The organism is Streptomyces rubiginosohelvolus (genome assembly GCF_014649875.1).
GTDB lineage: Bacteria > Actinomycetota > Actinomycetes > Streptomycetales > Streptomycetaceae > Streptomyces > Streptomyces rubiginosohelvolus.
Genome location: NZ_BMTW01000008.1, coordinates 233,554 through 253,369, shown reverse-complemented (window position 1 = coordinate 253,369; position 19,816 = coordinate 233,554). Strand labels below are relative to the sequence as shown.

Genomic DNA, 19,816 nt, shown 5'->3' with positions numbered 1-19,816 from the left:
CCGCGTCACCTCCTGGTGGCGCGGGTCTGTTCTCGTTGCAGGGGTCCCGTCGGCGGGTTTCCGGCCCGTTGGGGGTTCCGCCGAACGGGTGATCTCTCGTATGGTGGAAACTACTTTCCGAAAGACGGCAGTCATTACCGGCTACCAGCCGGTAGGTGCGACGATCGGGAAGCACATCCGGAACCCACCCTCCGGATGTGCGGCAATGAAGCTAAGGAAAGCGAAGGACTCGGCCATGGCAACGGCGCCCAGCGTCTCGTACTCGATGACGGTCCGGCTGGAGGTGCCCGCGAGCGGCACCGCGGTCTCCCAGCTCACCACGGCCGTCGAGTCCTCCGGGGGCTCGGTCACCGGCCTCGACGTGACCGCGTCCGGCCACGAGAAGCTGCGGATCGACGTCACCATCGCCGCCACCTCCACCTCGCACGCGGACGAGATCGTCGAAGGTCTGCGCGACATCGAGGGCGTCGTGCTGGGCAAGGTCTCCGACCGTACGTTCCTCATGCACCTCGGCGGCAAGATCGAGATGGCGTCCAAGCACCCCATCCGCAACCGTGACGACCTCTCGATGATCTACACCCCCGGCGTCGCCCGGGTCTGCATGGCCATCGCCGAGAACCCCGAGGACGCGCGCCGCCTCACCATCAAGCGCAACTCCGTCGCAGTTGTGACGGACGGCTCCGCGGTGCTCGGCCTCGGCAACATCGGCCCGAAGGCCGCGCTGCCCGTCATGGAGGGCAAGGCGGCCCTCTTCAAGCGCTTCGCCGGCATCGACGCCTGGCCGATCTGCCTGGACACCCAGGACACCGACGCCATCGTCGAGATCGTCAAGGCCATCGCCCCCGGCTTCGCGGGCATCAACCTGGAGGACATCTCCGCGCCCCGCTGCTTCGAGATCGAGGCCCGGCTGCGCGAGGCCCTCGACATCCCCGTCTTCCACGACGACCAGCACGGCACCGCCATCGTCGTGCTCGCCGCCCTCACCAACGCCCTGCGCGTGGTGGGCAAGAGCATCGGCGACGTACGGGTCGTCATGTCCGGCGCGGGCGCGGCCGGTACGGCCATCCTGAAGCTGCTCATCGCGGCGGGCGTCAAGCACGCGGTGGTCGCCGACATCCACGGAGTGGTGCACGCCGGACGTGAGGACCTGGTCGCCGCCGACCCCGACTCGCCGCTGCGCTGGATCGCCGACAACACCAACCCCGAGGGCGTCACCGGCACCCTCAAGGAGGCCGTCGTCGGCGCCGACGTCTTCATCGGCGTCTCCGCCCCGAACGTGCTGAACGGCGACGACGTCGCCGCGATGGCGGACGACGCGATCGTGTTCGCGCTCGCGAACCCGGACCCCGAGGTCGACCCCGCGATCGCCCGGGAGACGGCCGCCGTCGTCGCCACCGGCCGCTCGGACTTCCCCAACCAGATCAACAACGTGCTGGTCTTCCCGGGTGTCTTCCGCGGCCTGCTGGACGCTCAGTCCCGCACCGTCAACACGGAGATGATGCTCGCCGCCGCCGGCGCCCTGGCCGACGTGGTCGCCGAGGACGAGGTCAACGCGAACTACATCATCCCCTCGGTCTTCAACGACAAGGTCGCGGGCGCGGTCGCCGGAGCCGTCCGGGCCGCCGCGAAGGCCGCCGGTGCCTCCGCGACCGACCCCTCCACGACGGTCTGACCCAGCCGTTTCGGGGTCCTTTCGAGGGGTACGCGCGAAGTACCCCGGGCCGCACCCGCCCGTGCCGTACGGCGCGTCGCGGGTCGCGGCGCCCCAAACGCCCCTTTAGGGTGGGCGGGCAGTGGGCCCTGCGGGGCCCGGCATCCGCTGCGGACCGCTCGGCCAAGTCGACGGAGCGTCACCACGAGCAAACCGTGGCGCTTTTCATCGACCCCGAAGGGTTCCGGATTGGCTTTCCCGCCGCTGGTGGGGGCAGGATGCGTAATCGGGCGAGAGGGTCTGACATCAGACCCGGGTCCGGGGACTGTCAGAGGGCCCTGGCAGCATCGGCTTCGATCTCACGCCTCACAGGCAAGAAGAACACGGGAGTAACAACATGAACCGCAGTGAGCTGGTGGCCGCCCTGGCCGACCGCGCCGAGGTGACTCGCAAGGACGCCGACGCCGTGCTGGCCGCGCTCGCCGAGACCGTCGGTGAGATCGTCGCCAAGGGCGACGAGAAGGTCACCATCCCCGGCTTCCTGACCTTCGAGCGCACCCACCGTGCCGCTCGCACCGCTCGGAACCCGCAGACCGGCGACCCGATCAACATCCCCGCCGGCTACAGCGTGAAGGTCTCCGCGGGCTCGAAGCTCAAGGAAGCCGCCAAGGGCAAGTAACCCCAAAGGCGCAAAGAGGGCGGCCCCTCCCGACCAGGAGGGGCCGCCCTCACGCATGCCGGGGGCACATGCGCTCCGTACAGCCCCGCCGGTACGCCTCGGGGCCCGGACCTCACGGATGCATCCGCGCGCCCTTCAGGACCTTGTCCACGGCGTTCCGCGGCCCGTACACGGCCAGACCCACCAGATCCAGCGCGTCCCGCCCCACGGCCCGTACCGCCGCGCGGTTGTCCCGGTCGTTGCCCGTGCCGAACAGGTCCGAGGTGAACAGGGCCACCTTCAGGGACCGGGAGAGCGCCTTCGTGTGTGCCGCGGTCAGCGTCTCCTTCGCCCCCTCGAAGACCAGCACCGGCTGCCGCAGCATCGGCAGATACGCGGTCGCGTCGGCGTCCTCGTACGGCTCGCCGATCACCTCCGGCGCCGCCGTCCCCAGGCCGCTCACCAGGAAGGCGGTCACGTTCAGCCGCTGCCAGGTCTCCAGGTCGTCGCGGAGCAGCACCGCGATCTTCGTGTCGAAACGGACGGGCGCGGTCCCGTCGCCGCTCGCGTTCTCGTGCGTGTTTCCCATGGGTCGAGACTGGCCGCCGCCCCGCCGGAGCGTCTTGTACGTTCTTGGCGTGACCCGCGTGAGCCGCCCGCAGGAGATCTCGGCCTGGCGACCGTCCGTCGCCGGGGTCGTGGAGGTCTTCCACGCCCGCTTCACCGAGCACGCCTACCCCATGCACGTCCACGACGCCTGGACGCTCCTGATCGTCGACGACGGGGCCGTCCGCTACGACCTGGACCGCCATCAGCACGGCACCCCGGACGGCACCGTCAGCCTGCTGCCGCCGCAGGTACCGCACAACGGTTCGCCCGCCACCCCGGACGGGTTCCGCAAACGGGTGCTCTATCTGGACATGAGCCAGCTCGACGCGAGCCTCATCGGGCCCGCCGTGGACACTCCGGACCTGGCCGACCCGCTGCTGCGCGCCCGTGTCGCCCGGCTGCACACCGCCCTCGCGGACCCGGGCGACGCGCTGGAGGCCGAGAGCCGCCTGGCGTTCGTCGGGGAGCGGCTGCGCGGCCATCTGCGGCCCGTGGCGGCCCCGGAGCCCCCTCGGCCCGGTCCGGGTGTCGCCCGGGACCTGCGTGAGCTGCTGGACGAGCGGCTGCGGGAGGGCGTCACGCTCGCCGAGGCGGCCCGGCTGGTCCACGCGCACCCGACCCACCTCGTACGGGCCTTCAGCGCGGCCTACGCCATCGCGCCGCACCAGTACGTGACGGCCCGCCGGGTCGACGCCGCCCGCCGCCTGCTGCTGGAGGGCGTACCGCCGGGGGAGGCGGCCGTCGCGGTCGGCTTCCACGACCAGTCCCACCTCACCCGGCACTTCAAGCGGATCGCGGGCACGACCCCGGGCCGGTTCGCCCGCTCGGGAGGGATTCCCAGGGCCTCGTGAGCGGGAAAAGCCGGCGCCCCGGCCCCCTCAGGGAGGGGACCGGGGCGCCGGGTGCGCAGTGCTGTGTGCGGCAGCACTGAGCGGGGTCAGACCAGGGAACCGCCCGGCAGCTCCACCTTCGCGCCGAGCTTCTCCAGCTTCTCCATGAAGTTCTCGTAACCGCGGTTGATCAGGTCGATGCCGTGCACCCGGGAGGTGCCCTGCGCCGCCAGCGCCGCGATCAGGTACGAGAAGCCGCCCCGGAGGTCCGGGATGACCAGGTCCGCGCCCTGCAGCTTCGTCGGTCCCGAGACGACCGCCGAGTGCAGGAAGTTGCGCTGGCCGAAGCGGCAGTCCGAACCGCCCAGGCACTCGCGGTACAGCTGGATGTGCGCGCCCATCTGGTTGAGCGCGGAGGTGAAGCCGAGCCGCGACTCGTACACCGTCTCGTGGACGATCGACAGGCCCGCGGCCTGCGTCAGCGCCACCACCAGCGGCTGCTGCCAGTCGGTCTGGAAGCCGGGGTGCACGTCCGTCTCCAGCGCGATGGCGTTGAGCGCGCCGCCCGGGTGCCAGAAGCGGATGCCCTCGTCGTCGATCTCGAAGGCGCCGCCGACCCTGCGGAAGGTGTTGAGGAAGGTCATCATCGAGCGCTGCTGGGCGCCGCGCACGTAGATGTTGCCCTCGGTCGCCAGCGCCGCCGACGCCCAGGAGGCCGCCTCCAGGCGGTCCGGGATCGCCCGGTGGGTGTAACCGTCGAGCTTGTCGACACCGGTGATCCGGATGGTCCGGTCGGTGTCCATGGAGATGATCGCGCCCATCTTCTGCAGTACGCAGATGAGGTCCTCGATCTCCGGCTCGACGGCCGCGTTGGACAGCTCGGTGACGCCCTCGGCGAGGACGGCGGTGAGCAGCACCTGCTCGGTGGAGCCCACCGAGGGGTACGGCAGCCGGATCTTGGTGCCGCGCAGCCGCTGCGGGGCCTCCAGGTACTGGCCGTCGGCCCGCTTCTCGATGGTCGCGCCGAACTGGCGCAGCACCTCGAAGTGGAAGTCGATCGGCCGGCCGCCGATGTCGCAGCCGCCCAGGCCCGGGATGAAGGCGTGGCCGAGGCGGTGCAGCAGGGGGCCGCAGAACAGGATCGGGATGCGCGACGAACCCGCGTGGGCATCGATGTCGGCGACGTTCGCCGACTCGACGTGCGAGGGGTCGAGGATCAGTTCGCCCGGCTCGTCGCCGGGGCGGACGGTGACGCCGTGCAGCTGGAGGAGTCCCCGGACCACCCGTACGTCACGGATGTCGGGAACGTTGCGGAGGCGGCTGGGCCCGCTGCCGAGCAGCGCGGCGACCATGGCCTTCGGCACCAGGTTCTTGGCGCCTCGGACGCGGATCTCGCCCTCCAGCGGGGTGCCGCCGTGGACAAGCAGGACATCGTCTGTGCCGGTCATGTATCTCGCGTTCCGGAGTGGTCGGGCAGGGGGCCAACGAAAAGGGTAATGGCCTCCTACCCCCGTTCCGTAAGGCGAAGGGGGGTGTGCGAACGTCATGAATCCGCCACAACACCCTCCGCGCACCCGATCTTGCGGAGGGTTACCGTCCGGATGGCCCACAGCGTCCCCGCCGGACGGTGCGCTCCCCGTGCCTCCGTGCGCCCTGAGCTGCGCTCGCTCTCCTGAGGGCGGCGTCACGGGCACTCGCCCCCCGTGGAGGGCGAAGATGCGGGATCATTCGTGCCATGACCGAGGTGTCCTCGCTCACAGGGCGACTGCTCGTGGCCGCACCCGCCCTCACGGACCCGAATTTCGACCGCGCGGTGGTGCTGCTCCTCGACCACGACGAGGAGGGCTCCCTCGGCGTGGTCCTCAACCGCCCGACCCCGGTGGGCGTCGGCGACATCCTCGCGTCCTGGGCCGCCCTGACCGGCGAGCCGGACGTCGTCTTCCAGGGCGGCCCGGTCTCGCTCGACTCCGCGCTCGGCGTGGCGGTGATCCCCGGTGACGAGGGCCCGCTCGGCTGGCGGCGGGTGCACGGGGCGATCGGGCTGGTCGATCTGGAGACCCCGCCGGAGCTGCTCGGCCCCGCCCTCGGCTCGCTGCGGATCTTCGCCGGGTACGCGGGCTGGGGCCCCGGTCAGCTGGAGGGCGAGCTGGCCGAGGGTGCGTGGTACGTGGTCGAGTCCGAGCCCGGCGACGTCTCCTCCCCGCGCCCCGAACAGCTCTGGCGCGCGGTGCTCCGCCGCCAGCGCAGCGAGCTCGCGATGATCGCCACGTATCCGGACGACCCTTCGCTCAACTGAACCCCGTCTCTTTCAGTACCCTTGGCGGTTATGAGCACTCTTGAGCCCGATCGCGGGGCAGGTACGGGGACCCTCGTCGAGCCGACGCCGCAGGTGTCGAGGGGCGACGGCGACCACGAGCGCTACGCCCATTACGTCCAGAAGGACAAGATCATGGCGAGCGCCCTGGAGGGCACTCCCGTGGTCGCGCTGTGCGGGAAGGTCTGGGTGCCGGGGCGCGACCCCAAGAAGTACCCGGTCTGTCCCATGTGCAAGGAGATCTACGAGTCCATGGGCGCCGGCGGCGACAAGGACAAGGGCAAGGGCGGCGGCAAGGACAAGAAGTAGGTCCGGCCCCCGACTCCCGCTGAAAGGCCCCCGGGGCGTGCGACACCGCACGCCCCGGGGGCCTTCTCCGTGCCTGCTCACGGAAGGTGACGGTGCGGTCGCGTTGCACGGGCTGCATCCGCTGGTCACAGAGTGGTCGAGACCACTTGTCGTCTCCGGAACGCGGATCTACTCTCCTGCCAGTTGTGCAGAACGAAACGCACGTTGCACATGGTGCAACGATTGACCGGTAGGGGTTCCGGATGAAGCTTTCTGCCCGAATTGCCGCCCCAGTCGCGGCGCTTGTGCTGGCCGGCCTCACCGCCACCGCCTGTGCGCCGCAGACCTCCGACACCAGTGCGAAGGGTGACGACAAGAGCGGCACGCTCCGTGTCTGGCTCTTCCAGGAGGTCGGCAACAAGCCCAAGGAGAAGGTCATCGACGCGGCCGTCGCCGACTTCGAGAAGACCCACAAGGGCGCGAAGGTCGAGGTCGAGTACATACCCGTCGACACCCGGGCGCAGCGCATCAAGGCGGCCTTCAACGACCCCAAGAGCGCCCCGGACCTCATCGAGTACGGCAACAGCGACACCGCCGGATACGTCAAGGACGGCGGACTCGCCGACGTCACCGAGGAGTTCGGCGCCTGGGACGAGACCAAGGACACCGACCCGATCGCCAAGCAGTCCGTCACCGTGGACGGCAAGGTCTACGGCGCGCCCTTCTTCGTCGGCGTCCGGGCCCTCTACTACCGCACCGACGTCTTCAAGGACCTCGGCATCGATCCCCCCAAGTCCCAGGCCGAACTGATCTCCACCGCCAAGAAGATCCGCAAGGCGAAGCCCGACCTCTACGGCCTCGCGGTCGGCGGCGCGTACACCTACGGCGCGATGCCCTTCATCTGGGCCAACGGCGGCGAACTCGCGGGCGGGACCGACGGGAAGTTCACCTCCGGCATCAACAGCGAGAAGTCCCGCAAGGGTATCGAGGCGTACACCTCCCTCTTCGGCGACGACAACTGTCCGGCCGCCAAGTGCGCCTCCATGGGCGGCAACGCCACCGTGACCGCCTTCGCCTCCGGCAAGGCCGCCATGGCCATCGGCGGCGACTTCAGCCACGCGGCCGTCGAGGCGGGTGCCGTCAAGGGCAAGTACGCCGTCGTCCCGCTGCCCGGCGTCGCGGAGAACTCCATCGCCCCGGCCTTCGCGGGCGGCAACAACCTCGGTGTCCTCAAGAGCAGTTCGCACCGCACCCTCGCCGTCGACCTGATGAAGTCGCTGTCCGGCAAGAAGACCCAGGCCCAGATGTTCGACGCGATGGGCTTCCTGCCCACCTACACCGACGTCCTGGACAACGCCGCGAAGAAGGAGCCCTTCGTCGCCCCGTTCGTCGAGACCCTCGGCTCGGGTGCCAAGTTCGTCCCCGCCTCGCCCGCCTGGGGCCAGATCGACGCCTCGCTGATCCTGCCGACGATGTTCCAGGAGATCGTCTCCGGCCGTAAGGACGTGGCGAAGGCCTCGGACGACGCGGCGAAGAAGATGGACGCGGCCTTCACCGAAGCCGGCTGACGATGACCACGCACACCTCACCGCTCAAGGCCCCGCCCGCGGGCGCGGCCGGGGCGGGCGGCGCCACCCCGGCCGCCCGCCCGCCCCGGCGCGGCCGGTCCGTGTCCCCCAAGGGGCACTCCGGCTGGACCCCCTGGCTCTACCTGCTGCCCGCCCTCGTCCTGCTCGCCGGACTGCTGGTCTACCCGATCTACCAGCTCGGCCTGATCTCGTTCCTGGAGTACACCCAGGCCCAGGTCAGCGGCGGCGAACCCACCACCTTCCAGGGCTTCGGCAACTACACGACCCTCTTCAACGACAGCCAGTTCTGGCAGGTCCTCCTCGCCACCGTGCTCTTCGCCGCGGCCTGCGTGGTCTCCACCCTGGCCGTCGGCTGCGCGCTGGCCGTCCTGCTCACCCGCATCCGCGCCCTGCCCCGGCTCGCGCTGATGATGGCCGCGCTCGGCGCCTGGGCGACCCCCGCGATCACCGGCTCCACCGTCTGGGTCTTCCTCTTCGACCCCGACTTCGGACCGGTCAACAAGGTGCTCGGACTCGGCGACTTCTCCTGGACGTACGGCCGCTACAGCGCCTTCGCGCTCGTCCTGCTCGAAGTCCTGTGGTGCTCGTTCCCGTTCGTGATGGTCACCGTCTACGCGGGCATCCGGGCCATCCCCACCGAGGTGCTGGAGGCCGCCTCGCTGGACGGCGCGTCCCAGTGGCGGATCTGGCGCACCATCATGGCGCCGATGCTCAAGCCCATCCTGATCGTCGTCACCATCCAGTCGATCATCTGGGACTTCAAGGTCTTCACCCAGATCTACGTCATGACCAACGGCGGCGGCATCGCCGGCCAGAACCTGGTGCTCAACGTGTACGCGTACCAGAAGGCGTTCGCGTCCTCGCAGTACAGCCTCGGATCGGCGATCGGCGTCGTGATGCTGGTGATCCTGCTCGCCGTCACGCTCGTCTATCTGCGTCTCGTACGCCGCCAGGGGGAGGAACTGTGAGCGCACGCACGCTTCTGCGCGTCAAGCGGCCCGGCAGGCTGATGGCCGAGGCCGCGGCCCTGCTCATCGCCGTCGCGGTCGCCTTCCCGCTGTACTGGATGGTGCTCTCCGCCTTCAAACCGGCCGGGGAGATCCAGTCCACCGACGCCCGCCCGTGGACGCTGGCCCCCTCGCTCGACTCGTTCCGCCGGGTCTTCGAACAGCAGGACTTCGGCCGCTACTTCCTCAACAGCCTGCTGGTGGCGGGCACCGTCGTCATCCTCTCCGCGCTGGTCGCCTTCCTGGCCGCCACCGCCGTGACCCGCTTCCGCTTCAAGTTCCGCACCACCCTGCTGATCATGTTCCTGGTCGCGCAGATGGTGCCGGTGGAGGCGCTGACCATCCCGCTGTTCTTCCTGATGCGGGACTTCGGCCAGCTGAACACGCTCGGCTCGCTGATCCTGCCCCACCTCGCCTTCTCGCTGCCGTTCGCCATCTGGATGCTGCGCGGCTTCGTCAAGGCCGTCCCCGAGGCGCTGGAGGAGGCCGCCTACATCGACGGGGCCAGCCGTACGCGGTTCCTGTGGCAGATCCTCTTCCCACTGGTCTTCCCGGGTTTGGTCGCCACCAGCGTCTTCTCCTTCATCACCACCTGGAACGACTTCCTGTTCGCGAAGTCGTTCATCATCAGCGACACCTCCCAGTCGACGCTGCCGATGGCGCTGCTGGTCTTCTTCAAGCCGGACGAGAACGACTGGGGAGGGATCATGGCAGCCTCGACGGTGATGACCATCCCCGTACTGGTCTTCTTCGTACTCGTACAGCGACGCCTCGTCTCCGGACTGGGCGGAGCGGTAAAGGACTGACGTCATGACACCCGAGAACTCCGTCGTCACGGGCACCGTGGACACCGCGGCCCTCGGTCTGATCCCGGCCCCCCGCACCCTGACCGCGGCCGCCGCCGGGCCCTACCCGCTCGGCTACCGGACCCCGCTGACCGCCGGACCGGGCACCGAAGGAGTCGCCCGCTGGCTGCGCGCCACGCTCGGCCCGCCCACCGGACTGCCCCTGCCCGAGGGCGACGGCACCGGCACGAGCGCGGGCGACGGCTCCGGGCGGGGCTCCACCGGGCAGGGCATCGTGCTGGAGCTCGACGATGCGCTCGCCCCCGAGGGCTACCGCCTGGCCGTCGAGGCGAACGCCGTACGCATCACGGGCGGCACGGCGGCAGGCGTCTTCCGGGGCGCCCAGACCCTCCGTCAGCTCCTCGGCCCGGACGCCTTCCGCCGCGCCCCCCTCGCCCCCGGCCGCACCTGGGAGGTCCCGCCGGTCGTCGTCGAGGACGAACCCCGCTTCGGCTGGCGCGGCATGATGCTCGACGTCTGCCGGCACTTCCTGCCCAAGGACGACGTCCTGCGCTACCTGGACCTGCTCGCCGCCCACAAGCTGAACGTCTTCCACTTCCACCTCACCGACGACCAGGGCTGGCGCATCGAGATCAAGCGCTACCCGCGCCTCACCGAGGTCGGCTCCTGGCGCTCGCGCACCAAATACGGCCACCGCGCCTCCGAGCTGTGGGACGAGACCCCCTACGGCGGCTTCTACACCCAGGACGACATCCGCGAGATCGTCGCCTACGCCGCCAAGCGGCACATCCGGGTCGTCCCCGAGATCGACATCCCGGGCCACTCGCAGGCAGCGATCAGCGCCTACCCCGAGCTGGGCAACACCGACGTCATCGACACCACCGCCCTCTCCGTCTGGGACACCTGGGGCGTCAACCCGAACGTCCTCGCCCCCACCGACGACACCCTCCGCTTCTTCGAAGGCGTCCTGGAGGAGGTGCTGGAGCTCTTCCCCGCCGAGACCTCGCCCTTCGTCCACATGGGCGGCGACGAGTGCCCCAAGGACCAGTGGAAGGAGTCCCCGCTCGCCCAGGCCCGGATCGCCGAACTCGGCGTGAAGGACGAGGACGGCCTCCAGTCCTGGTTCATCCGCCACTTCGACGCCTGGCTCACCGCCCGGGGCCGCCGCCTCATCGGCTGGGACGAGATCCTGGAGGGCGGCCTCGCCGAAGGGGCCGCAGTCTCCTCCTGGCGCGGTTACGGCGGCGGCATCGCGGCCGCCGAGGCCGGGCACGACGTCGTCATGTGCCCCGAGCAGCAGGTGTATCTGGACCACCGTCAGGACGGCGGCCCCGACGAGCCGATGCCCATCGGGTACGTACGGACCCTGGAGAACGTCTACCGCTTCGAGCCCGTCCCGCCGGGCCTGAGCGAGGAGGCGGCCCGTCACATCCTGGGCACCCAGGCCAACGTGTGGACCGAGGTCATGCAGAACCGGGCCCGCGTCGACTACCAGGTCTTCCCGCGCCTCGCCGCCTTCGCCGAGGTCGCCTGGTCCGCCCTGCCCGCCCCGGCCGACCGGGACTTCGCCGCCTTCGACGCCCGGATGCGGGCAGCCCACTACGCCCGCCTCGACGCCCTCGGCGTCGACTACCGCCCGCCGGGCGGCCCGTACCCCCGCCAGCAGCGCCCCGGCATCCTCGGCCGCCCGCTGGAGGGGGAGCCTCCGGTGGTGTGACCCCTCAGGGCCTCCGTCGGCCGCAGCCGTCCTCCGGGACCGCTGCGGCCGACGCGCGTCCGGGACGGCCCGCCCGCCGGCGCGGGACAGCGCGAGGGAACGAAGGGCATAAGTCGTACAAGCCTCGCTGAAGAGTGGCAATTCACCTTCCCCGCCGAAGACATGCGAAACCGGAACATCCCGCAGGTCAGGGACGGAACCGTCCTTCGCGGACCCTCGCTCCGGTCCGATCGGAAGATGTGCCAGAGTTGCCACGTCCGGGCTGTGAACACGTACCGTACGGCGGAACAGGCCAGAGCGCCGGGACACCGGGAAGGGGCAGCTGGGTTGACCACGCACGCACCGCAGGCGATGCAGTCGGTGACGCTGCCGACCTCGTTGGACGAGGCCGTGGCGGCTCTCGGCGCCATGCCCGCAGCCGTTCCGGTTGCCGGGGGCACGGACCTGATGGCAGCCGTCAACAAGGGGCTGCTGCGCCCCTCGGGACTGGTCGGCCTCGGCCGGATCAGCGAGCTGCGCGGCTGGCACTACCAGGACGGCCACGCCCTCCTGGGCGCCGGACTCACCCACGCCCGGATGGGACGCCCGGACTTCGCCGCCCTCATCCCCGCCCTCGCCGCCTCCGCCCGCGCCGCGGGCCCGCCCCAGATCCGTAACGCCGGAACGCTCGGCGGCAACATCGTCACCTCCGCGCCCACCGGCGACTCCCTGCCGGTGCTGGCCGCGCTGGAGGCCGAGCTCGTCATCGCGGGCCCCGAGGGCGCCCGCCGCGAGATCCCCGTCTCCCATCTGCTGGCCGGCCGCGAACTGCTGGAGCCCGCGGAGCTCATCGGCTTCGTCCGCGTACCGCTGCTGCACGCCCCGCAGGTCTTCCTGAAGGCCACCGGGCGCACCGGCCCCGGCCGCGCCACCGCCTCGGTCGCCATCGTCCTGGACCCGGCCCGCCGGGGCGTGCGCTGCGCGGTCGGCGCCATCGCCCCGATGCCGCTGCGCCCGCTGGAGGCGGAGCGGTGGATCGCCTCGCTGATCGACTGGGACGGCGAGCGGGGCCTGGCCCCCGACGCGCTGGCCGCCTTCGGCGAGTACGTCGCCGCCGCCTGCATCCCGGACCACGCACCACCGGCCGACGGATCAGAGGCCCCGCCGCTGTCCCCGGCCGTCCTGCATCTGCGGCGCACCGTCGCCGCGCTCGCCCGACGCGCGCTGGGGAGGGCACTGTCGTGAGCAATGAGGAAAACCCCCACCAGCGGTACGGGCAGCAGGGACAGGGGCACTCCGAGGGCCCGGACCCCCGGTACGGCGGCTGGGAGCCGACCCCGCAGGGCGACGGCTTCGACGCCGACGCCACCGCGGCCGACGCCACCGCGTTCGTCCACCTGCCGCCGGAGGACCTGGCGAACATCCCGCTGGCCGCGCCCGGCCACGGGTATGTCCCGCCGATGATCGTTCCGCTGACCCCGGCCGCCGGTCTGGACCCGGCGGCGACGGGCAGCTGGGTGATCCAGACGCAGACCCAGCAGGCGCAGGCCGAGCAGCGCGCCGAGGAGGCCGCCGCCGCGTACGAGGCCGCCGCGCAGGAGACCGGGGCGATCCAGTGGCCGGACCCGAACCAGCAGGGCGGCGTGGACAGCGGCTACCAGGGCCCGTACCAGGACACCTCGCACGCCACGGCCCAGTGGAACTTCACCGAGACCCTGGGGGAGACGGCGCCGGCCCCGGAGGCGGCGGGGGAGCCCGATGCCTCGGCCCACACGGGTCACTCCGGCCACACGGGCCAGTGGACCATCCCGGTCGCGGACGGGGATCTCCCGGACGAATCGGGCGAGTTCCTGGCGTCGGCGCACACTCCGCAGTGGTACACGGACAGCGCCCGCCCGGCCACGCTGCCCGGCGGCGCGCCCGCCCCCTGGGCCACACCGGAACCGGAGGCCGCTCCCGTACCGGCGCCGGAGGAGGCCCCGGAACCGGAACCGGCGGCGGCACCCGAAGCCGAGCCGGAAGCCGAAGGCAACGCGTCCGCGGAGGGCGAAGCGGAAGCGCTCCCGGAGGAGGAAGCGGAACCGAACGCGGAGGCGGAGGCAGCGACGGAGGCTGTAGCGGACACCGCCCCCACCGCAACCGCCCCCACCGCCCCCACCGCCCCCGACCTCCCCGCTCCGGCCGACGAGGCCCCCGCCCTCCCCGACGTGCCGAGCGAGCACCCCGCCGCGTCCTACCTGCTCCATGTGAACGGTGTGGACCGCCCGGTCAGCGACGCCTGGATCGGCGAGTCCCTGCTCTACGTGCTCCGCGAGCGCCTCGGTCTGGCCGGGGCCAAGGACGGCTGCTCGCAGGGCGAGTGCGGCGCGTGCAACGTCCAGGTCGACGGCCGACTGGTCGCCTCCTGCCTGGTCCCCGCGGCCACGGCGGCGGGCAGCGAGGTGCGGACGGTCGAGGGCCTGGCGGTCGACGGCGAACCGTCCGACGTCCAGCGCGCCCTGTCCGCCTGCGGAGCCGTCCAGTGCGGCTTCTGCATCCCCGGCATGGCGATGACCGTCCACGACCTGCTGGAGGGCAACCACGCCCCCACCGAGCTGGAGACCCGGGCGGCGCTCTGCGGCAACCTCTGCCGCTGTTCCGGCTACCGGGGCGTGCTCGACGCGGTGGCGGACGTCGTCGCGGCCCGCGAGGCGAACGCCGAGGCGGCGGCCACGGCGGCCCCGGACGAGGCGCGCATCCCGCACCAGGCCGAGCCGGGCGCCGGCGGCGTGCAGCAGGGCCCCCACCCGCACGAGGGAGAGGCGCTGTGAGGCACGCCCGCGGCCCCGCCGTACAGCAGCGGCACACGCATCACCAGCAGCACCACGTGATCGACAAGGAGGCGGCGTGAGCAGCGACGCGGCCACCGCGGCCAACGCGACCAGCACCAGCCTGCCCAGGATCGACGCGCTGAGCGGCGGACCCGGCGGCGGCCCGGACCAGGACCTGGAGCAGCCCCGGATGGGCCTCGGTTCATCGCTCCCGGCCGCCGACGCCCGGGCGAAGACCGAGGGCACCTTCCCGTACGCCGCCGATCTCTGGGCCGAGGGCCTGCTGTGGGCGGCCGTGCTGCGCTCCCCGCACCCGCACGCGCGGATCCTGTCCATCGACACCTCGGGCGCCGAGGAGATGCCCGGGGTGCGGGCGGTCGTCACGCACGAGGACGTGCCGGGGGAGAGCAACTACGGCCGCCACGTGGTGGACCGCCCGGTGTTCGCCTCCGACCTGGTCCGCCACCACGGCGAGGCGATCGCCGCGGTCGCCGCGGACCACCCGGACACGGCTCGGCTGGCCGCCGCCGCCATCGCCGTACGGTACGAGGTGCTGGAGCCGGTCACGGACCCGGAGAAGGCGTTCGCGGCGGAGCCCCTGCACCCCGACGGCAACCTGATCCGCCACATCCCGCTGCGCTACGGCGACGCCGAGGCGGCCGGCGAGGTCGTCGTCGAGGGCCTGTACCGCATCGGCCGCCAGGACCCCGCCCCGATCGGCGCGGAGGCCGGCCTCGCCGTGCCGAGGCCCGACGGCGGCGTCGAGATCTACACCGCTTCCACCGACCCGCACACCGACCGCGACCTGATCGCGGCCTGCTTCGGCCTGGAGCCGGACCGGGTCAAGGTCGTCGTGACCGGGGTGCCCGGGGCGACCGGCGACCGCGAGGACCCGGGATTCCAGATCCCGCTGGGCCTGCTGGCGCTGCGCACGGGCTGCCCGGTGAAGCTGGCAGCGAGCCGCGAGGAGTCCTTCCTCGGCCACACCCACCGCCACCCCACCCTCCTGCGCTACCGCCACCACGCGGACGCGGAGGGCCGGCTGGTCAAGGTGGAGGCCCAGATCCTCCTGGACGCGGGCGCGTACGCCGACGCCTCCTCCGAATCCCTGGCCGCCGCCGTGGCGTTCGCCTGCGGCCCGTACGTCGTCCCGCACGCCTTCATCGAGGGCTGGGCGGTCCGGACGAACAACCCGCCCTCGGGCCATGTGCGCGGCGAGGGCGCGATGCAGGTCTGCGCGGCGTACGAGGGCCAGATGGACAAGCTGGCCGCGAAGCTGGGCATCGACCCGGCCGAACTGCGCCTGCGCAACACGCTCTCCACGGGCGACATCCTGCCCACGGGCCAGACGGTGACGTGCCCGGCCCCGGTCGCCGAACTGCTCCAGGCCGTACGCGACTTCCCGCTCCCCGCCCTCCCCAAGGACGCCCCGGAGGACGACTGGCTGCTGCCGGGCGGCCCCGAGGGCGCGGGGGAGCCGGGGGCGGTGCGCCGGGGGGTGGGCTACGGGCTGGGCATGGTGCACATGCTGGGCGCCGAAGGCACGGACGAGGTCTCGACGGCCACGGTCCGGGTCCACGACGGCGTGGCCACCGTCATCTGCGCGGCGGTCGAAACGGGCCAGGGCTTCACCACCCTCGCCCGCCAGATCGTCCAGGAGACCCTGGGCGTCGAAGAGGTCCACGTAGCGGCGGTGGACACCGACCAACCCCCCGCGGGCCCGGCGACGCACGGCCGCCACACCTGGGTCTCCGGCGGGGCGGTGGAACGCGCGGCGAAGATGGTCCGCACCCAGCTCCTCCAGCCGCTGGCCCACAAGTTCGGCATGTCCACGGAGCTGCTCCAGATCGCCGACGGCAAGATCACCTCGTACGACGGGGTGCTCTCCACCACCGTCATGGAGGCGATGGACGGCAAGGAACTCTGGGCCACCGCCCAGTGCCGCCCCCATCCCACGGAACCGCTGGACGAGGCGGGCCAGGGCGACGCGTTCGTCGGCCTCGCGTTCTGCGCGGTACGGGCGGTGGTCGACGTCGACATCGAACTCGGCTCGATCCGCGTGGTCGAGATGGCGGTCGCCCAGGACGTCGGCCGCGTCCTGAACCCGGCTCAGCTGGTGATCCGCATCGAGGCGGGCATCACCCAGGGCATCGGCGCGGCCCTCACGGAGAACCTCCGCACCGCGAAGGGCCTGATCCGCCACCCCGACCTGACGGGCTACGCGCTCCCGACGGCCCTGGACGCCCCCGACATCCGCATCGTCAAACTGGTCGAGGAACGCGACGTGGTGGCCCCCTTCGGCGCGAAGCCCGCGTCGGCAGTCCCGGTCGTCACGGCCCCGGCCGCGGTGGCCTCAGCGGTCCGCTCGGCAACGGGCCGCCCGGTGAACCGCCTCCCGATCAGGCCGCAGGCGGCGGTGGCGACGGCGCCGAGGGGCTGAGGTGTTGTCCGGGCGACGGCACTGAAGGGGTGAGACGCACCGGGCGGGTCCGGCGACGGTCCCGCTCGGCGTTCGGCGCTCAGCAGGGGGCGTCGCCGCTGGAGCCTGCGCCCGGCCGAGACCTCGTACGTGAGCCCAGAAATGTGCGGTAATCGGTAAGAGGGGGGCGACAAAGGACATTTCCCTGCCCAGCGCCTCTTCGTTGAATTCATGACCGGCAAGAGGCGTGGACCTTGCTCGTCCGCGTTGTTCCCTCAACGGTATCGTTGCCGCGAAGGCAATCCGCACGGATGAGACCTGAGGGAATTCGTGACATTCGAGAAGGAATGGGCCGAACTGCGTTCGGCTGCGGCTCAGCGAAGCGCCATGCAGATCAACAGTGCTCCGGCTGAGGGTGGCGGTGCGCCGGACCTGGTGGTGAACCGGGACGATCTCGGAGCTATCGGGAATGACGCCTACGAGCTCAGGACGAGACTGTCGAAGGACGGTGACCACGCCCGTCCGGCCACCTTCGCGGCGGCGATCGCGCTCACCAACGGCAACTTCGCGAGCGGCTCGGCGGTTCTGAAGGTGCACGACTTCTGGCAGAAGCACCTCAAGACGCTGCTGGATTCCTGTGCGCACATTTCGAACCACCTGGATTACACCAAGGCGCAGCACGCCAAGGACGACGTGAAGATCGGTGGAGATCTGACGTCGATCTCCAAGCTGTCGGAATACATGAAGTAGGGCTCGGGGGAGCGCGCACATGCTGAGTTACGAGGACATCGTCGAAGCCCCGTTGGGGAAGCTGAAGGCGGCGGCCGACGACTGGTCGGAAATGGCGACGAAGCTGGACAGGCTCGCCGATCACGCATCGGACGGAATGAAGGCGAAGGCGAACAAGGCGAGCTGGGAAGGCCTCAACGCGGGGGTCACCAAGGCGTTCGTCGGCAAGACCGTCAAGGAGTTCGCGGACGCCGCAGCCGAGGCCAAGGGTGTGAAGACGCTGCTCGAAGAGGGGTACGCGGCCTTCAAGAAGGCCAAGGACGACCTCGTCAACATCCGGGACCACGAGGGGCCGGCCGCCGGGATCTCGGTGGACGGCAGAGGAAAGGTCACGGCGCGTTCCCCGATCTCCGAGAACAACGCGGCGCGTCACGACCCCGACTTCAGCAAGTACCTCCAGCAGGAGAGGGAGAACATCGCGTCGTGGCAGAAGAAGATCGACGCCATCGTCGAAACCTGCAACGACACCGATGTGACCTTCAAGAACTCTCTCGAGGCCAACGTCACCGACCGCAAGGACTTCAGCGCTCCGAAGTACACCAAGTTCGACCAGGAAGAGGCGGCCCGAGCCGTCGCCCTGGCAAACAAGGGCCGCGACCTCACGCACGCGGAACTCCAGGCGCTGAACGAGCTGCTGCGCGACAACGGCAAATCGGAGGAGTTCGCGAAGAACTTCTACGAGAAGCTCGGCCCGGAGAAGGCGCTCGCCTTCTTCGGTCAGCTTGCCACGGACACGAACGACTACAGCAAGGTCGACAAGGAGCGCCTGGCGGACGTCCAGGCGCTCCAGCGCAACCTCGGCCTCAACCTGGCCACCGCCTCGCACGACAAGGCGTTCACCGCGGAGTGGGGGCCGGAGCTCCGCAAGATGGGCACCCAGCAGATCCCGTTGTCCAAGTACGACAACGGTGGCGGCCCGTACGGCTACCAACTGCTCGGCGGCATCATGCGGTACGGGAACTATGACGCGAAGTTCCTCAACCCGATCGCCGAGCACGTGGCGCAGTTGCACCAGCAGGATCCCTACCGGTTCGCCGGCAACAAGCAGGTGAACGGATTCCTGGACAACCCGTACAACCCCTCGGGGAAGAACGGGTCCGGCTATGACCCGACCACCGCCATGCTGGAGGCGCTGGGGAACAGTCCGGAAGCGGCGAAGAAGTTCTTCACCGATGACCCGACGGCCTACAACGAGGACGGCACGGTCAACCAGGGCGCCACGGCCGACCTCGGCAAGCAGGATGGCGAGGCCATCGACAACTACCTCGATTTCTTCGGAAACGAGAAGTGGGAGTCGTTCCCGGACTCCAACTCCACCGACCCGGACAAGCTGGGACCCACTCTCCAGTACATGCCGGACGCGCTGGGCCATGCCCTGGAGGCGGCGACCCTGGGCTACCCGGCGGGCGAGCCGGACGCGCGTGTACAGCGGGACGCCGACAATGCCGCGATCATGCAGAAGGTCATGGAGAAGTATGGGTCGGACGCTGGCTTGCTCAAGCACCAGGAGGGCTTGGCGGACAGCATGGGCGTCATGGGCGCGGGATATATCGATGACATCAACTGGGCTCTGGACAAGGGTGACGCGAATAGTGTCTTCGCCCCCACCAAAAATATCGAAGGGCATATACCCTTCGGTGATGACGGTGACGAGGCCCGTTCGAACGCTCGCCAATTCCTCAGTGCCCTAGGCCAGCACCCTGATGCCTACGCCACCCTTTCCGCGGCGGAGCAGGCGTACACCAGAAGCGCTTTGGAAACACACGTGGGCCCCGACGGAACCATCGACACGGGCGCCGCACGCACGACCGTCCGGGTCGGTGCAGAGGTTCAGGGCATGCTCGACCAGTCCAGGGCCGACCAGGTCCAGGCGGACAACATGAAGAAGCACGAGGACTACGAGAAGGCGGTGGCCAAACGTGCGGGCTGGGTGGAGTTCGGCGCGGGGGTGGGGATCGCCGCCGGCGTCGCGTTCCTGCCGGCGACGGCTGCGGTGGGTGCGGCCGCCGTGCTGATCCCCCTGGCGACCGACACGGCCGGCGGCGCCGCGGAGCAGGTCATCGGCCAGGTCGTCGGAGATGTCTCGGACAACTCGGTCGACAAGAGCAAGGAGAAGGCAGAGCAACTCACCAGAGAGGAGTGGAACAGCATCTATCGCTCTGGTGAGTCGATGGCGGAGGCTCCGATGGAGGATTTCCTCGCTCTTCACACGACCCAGGAAGATTCGAAGTTCCGAGAGGATCTGAAGGAATCGATGCTCTTGGGCTACGGGGTCGGTAACGAACGAGAGAATCAGCAGGGTGCGGATCCGGAGACGGGCTGAGACCGCCCCGGCCTGCAATGAAAGGTA

16 protein-coding genes are annotated in these 19,816 nt (G+C 70.5%); 14 read left to right on the top strand and 2 right to left on the bottom strand.

Annotated features, from left to right (window positions below; genetic code table 11):
- The first annotated feature begins 235 nt into the window (after positions 1 to 235).
- Positions 236 to 1,672 carry an NAD-dependent malic enzyme gene (locus tag IE134_RS20080; RefSeq protein WP_030708809.1) on the top strand — a complete coding sequence of 479 codons (1,437 nt, stop codon included), beginning with the start codon at positions 236 to 238 and terminating at the stop codon, positions 1,670 to 1,672.
- 376 nt (positions 1,673 to 2,048) lie between these two features.
- Positions 2,049 to 2,330 (top strand): HU family DNA-binding protein, encoded by a 282-nt coding sequence (locus IE134_RS20075; protein WP_003968811.1) that lies wholly within the window; start codon positions 2,049 to 2,051, stop codon positions 2,328 to 2,330.
- Positions 2,331 to 2,442: 112 nt separating this feature from the next.
- Here the strand turns inward: IE134_RS20075 and IE134_RS20070 are convergent, their stop codons facing one another.
- Positions 2,443 to 2,898 carry a DUF2000 domain-containing protein gene (locus IE134_RS20070; RefSeq protein WP_030708807.1) on the bottom strand — a complete coding sequence of 152 codons (456 nt, stop codon included), beginning with the start codon at positions 2,896 to 2,898 and terminating at the stop codon, positions 2,443 to 2,445.
- Here IE134_RS20070 and IE134_RS20065 point away from each other — a divergent pair.
- Positions 2,897 to 3,769, top strand: a complete 873-nt coding sequence (locus tag IE134_RS20065) for a helix-turn-helix transcriptional regulator (protein ID WP_050513569.1) — start codon at positions 2,897 to 2,899, stop codon at positions 3,767 to 3,769. The genes IE134_RS20070 and IE134_RS20065 overlap by 2 nt on opposite strands.
- Positions 3,770 to 3,855: 86 nt before the next feature.
- On the opposite strand, the gene murA is transcribed toward IE134_RS20065, so the two are convergent.
- Positions 3,856 to 5,196 carry a UDP-N-acetylglucosamine 1-carboxyvinyltransferase gene (gene murA / locus IE134_RS20060; protein WP_007450559.1) on the bottom strand — a complete coding sequence of 447 codons (1,341 nt, stop codon included), beginning with the start codon at positions 5,194 to 5,196 and terminating at the stop codon, positions 3,856 to 3,858.
- 287 nt (positions 5,197 to 5,483) lie between these two features.
- Here murA and IE134_RS20055 point away from each other — a divergent pair, with 287 nt between their 5' ends.
- The 11 genes from IE134_RS20055 to IE134_RS20005 all read left to right on the top strand — a co-directional run bounded on the left by IE134_RS20055 (position 5,484) and on the right by IE134_RS20005 (position 19,789).
- The gene (locus IE134_RS20055; protein ID WP_006124926.1) at positions 5,484 to 6,044 is read left to right on the top strand and encodes a YqgE/AlgH family protein; all 561 of its coding nucleotides are present in this window, start codon (positions 5,484 to 5,486) and stop codon (positions 6,042 to 6,044) included.
- Positions 6,045 to 6,074: 30 nt separating this feature from the next.
- Positions 6,075 to 6,371 (top strand): DUF3039 domain-containing protein, encoded by a 297-nt coding sequence (locus IE134_RS20050; protein WP_006124925.1) that lies wholly within the window; start codon positions 6,075 to 6,077, stop codon positions 6,369 to 6,371.
- A gap of 242 nt (positions 6,372 to 6,613) precedes the next feature.
- Positions 6,614 to 7,918: an extracellular solute-binding protein gene (locus IE134_RS20045; protein ID WP_189431253.1), complete on the top strand. Its 1,305-nt coding sequence runs from the start codon at positions 6,614 to 6,616 to the stop codon at positions 7,916 to 7,918.
- A gap of 2 nt (positions 7,919 to 7,920) precedes the next feature.
- Positions 7,921 to 8,907 carry a carbohydrate ABC transporter permease gene (locus tag IE134_RS20040; protein ID WP_030708800.1) on the top strand — a complete coding sequence of 329 codons (987 nt, stop codon included), beginning with the start codon at positions 7,921 to 7,923 and terminating at the stop codon, positions 8,905 to 8,907.
- Positions 8,904 to 9,752 (top strand): carbohydrate ABC transporter permease, encoded by an 849-nt coding sequence (locus IE134_RS20035; protein WP_010062110.1) that lies wholly within the window; start codon positions 8,904 to 8,906, stop codon positions 9,750 to 9,752. The genes IE134_RS20040 and IE134_RS20035 overlap by 4 nt, the downstream gene beginning before the upstream one ends.
- A 4-nt stretch (positions 9,753 to 9,756) precedes the next feature.
- Complete coding sequence (locus tag IE134_RS20030; RefSeq protein WP_189431250.1) at positions 9,757 to 11,469, top strand: beta-N-acetylhexosaminidase; 1,713 nt, start codon at positions 9,757 to 9,759, stop codon at positions 11,467 to 11,469.
- 327 nt (positions 11,470 to 11,796) lie between these two features.
- Positions 11,797 to 12,693, top strand: a complete 897-nt coding sequence (locus IE134_RS20025) for an FAD binding domain-containing protein (protein WP_179255662.1) — start codon at positions 11,797 to 11,799, stop codon at positions 12,691 to 12,693.
- The gene (locus IE134_RS20020; RefSeq protein ID WP_189431249.1) at positions 12,690 to 14,258 is read left to right on the top strand and encodes a (2Fe-2S)-binding protein; all 1,569 of its coding nucleotides are present in this window, start codon (positions 12,690 to 12,692) and stop codon (positions 14,256 to 14,258) included. Before IE134_RS20025 ends, IE134_RS20020 begins: the two co-directional genes overlap by 4 nt.
- A 76-nt stretch (positions 14,259 to 14,334) precedes the next feature.
- Entirely contained in the window at positions 14,335 to 16,698 is a 2,364-nt protein-coding gene (locus IE134_RS20015) for a xanthine dehydrogenase family protein molybdopterin-binding subunit (RefSeq protein WP_189431247.1), read from the top strand.
- 309 nt (positions 16,699 to 17,007) lie between these two features.
- Positions 17,008 to 17,427, top strand: coding sequence for a hypothetical protein (locus IE134_RS20010; protein ID WP_030708790.1), 420 nt, complete (start codon positions 17,008 to 17,010; stop codon positions 17,425 to 17,427).
- Between the two features lie 19 nt (positions 17,428 to 17,446).
- Complete coding sequence (locus tag IE134_RS20005; protein WP_189431245.1) at positions 17,447 to 19,789, top strand: hypothetical protein; 2,343 nt, start codon at positions 17,447 to 17,449, stop codon at positions 19,787 to 19,789.
- Positions 19,790 to 19,816: the final 27 nt, after the last annotated feature.

Coding starts and splice junctions, on each gene's coding strand:
- IE134_RS20080 (WP_030708809.1), top strand. CDS start 236: ATGGCAACGGCGCCCAGCGTCTCGTACTCGATGACGGTCCGGCTGGAG.
- IE134_RS20075 (WP_003968811.1), top strand. CDS start 2,049: ATGAACCGCAGTGAGCTGGTGGCCGCCCTGGCCGACCGCGCCGAGGTG.
- IE134_RS20065 (WP_050513569.1), top strand. CDS start 2,897: ATGGGTCGAGACTGGCCGCCGCCCCGCCGGAGCGTCTTGTACGTTCTT.
- IE134_RS20070 (WP_030708807.1), bottom strand. CDS start 2,898: ATGGGAAACACGCACGAGAACGCGAGCGGCGACGGGACCGCGCCCGTC.
- murA (WP_007450559.1), bottom strand. CDS start 5,196: ATGACCGGCACAGACGATGTCCTGCTTGTCCACGGCGGCACCCCGCTG.
- IE134_RS20055 (WP_006124926.1), top strand. CDS start 5,484: ATGACCGAGGTGTCCTCGCTCACAGGGCGACTGCTCGTGGCCGCACCC.
- IE134_RS20050 (WP_006124925.1), top strand. CDS start 6,075: ATGAGCACTCTTGAGCCCGATCGCGGGGCAGGTACGGGGACCCTCGTC.
- IE134_RS20045 (WP_189431253.1), top strand. CDS start 6,614: ATGAAGCTTTCTGCCCGAATTGCCGCCCCAGTCGCGGCGCTTGTGCTG.
- IE134_RS20040 (WP_030708800.1), top strand. CDS start 7,921: ATGACCACGCACACCTCACCGCTCAAGGCCCCGCCCGCGGGCGCGGCC.
- IE134_RS20030 (WP_189431250.1), top strand. CDS start 9,757: ATGACACCCGAGAACTCCGTCGTCACGGGCACCGTGGACACCGCGGCC.
- IE134_RS20005 (WP_189431245.1), top strand. CDS start 17,447: ATGCTGAGTTACGAGGACATCGTCGAAGCCCCGTTGGGGAAGCTGAAG.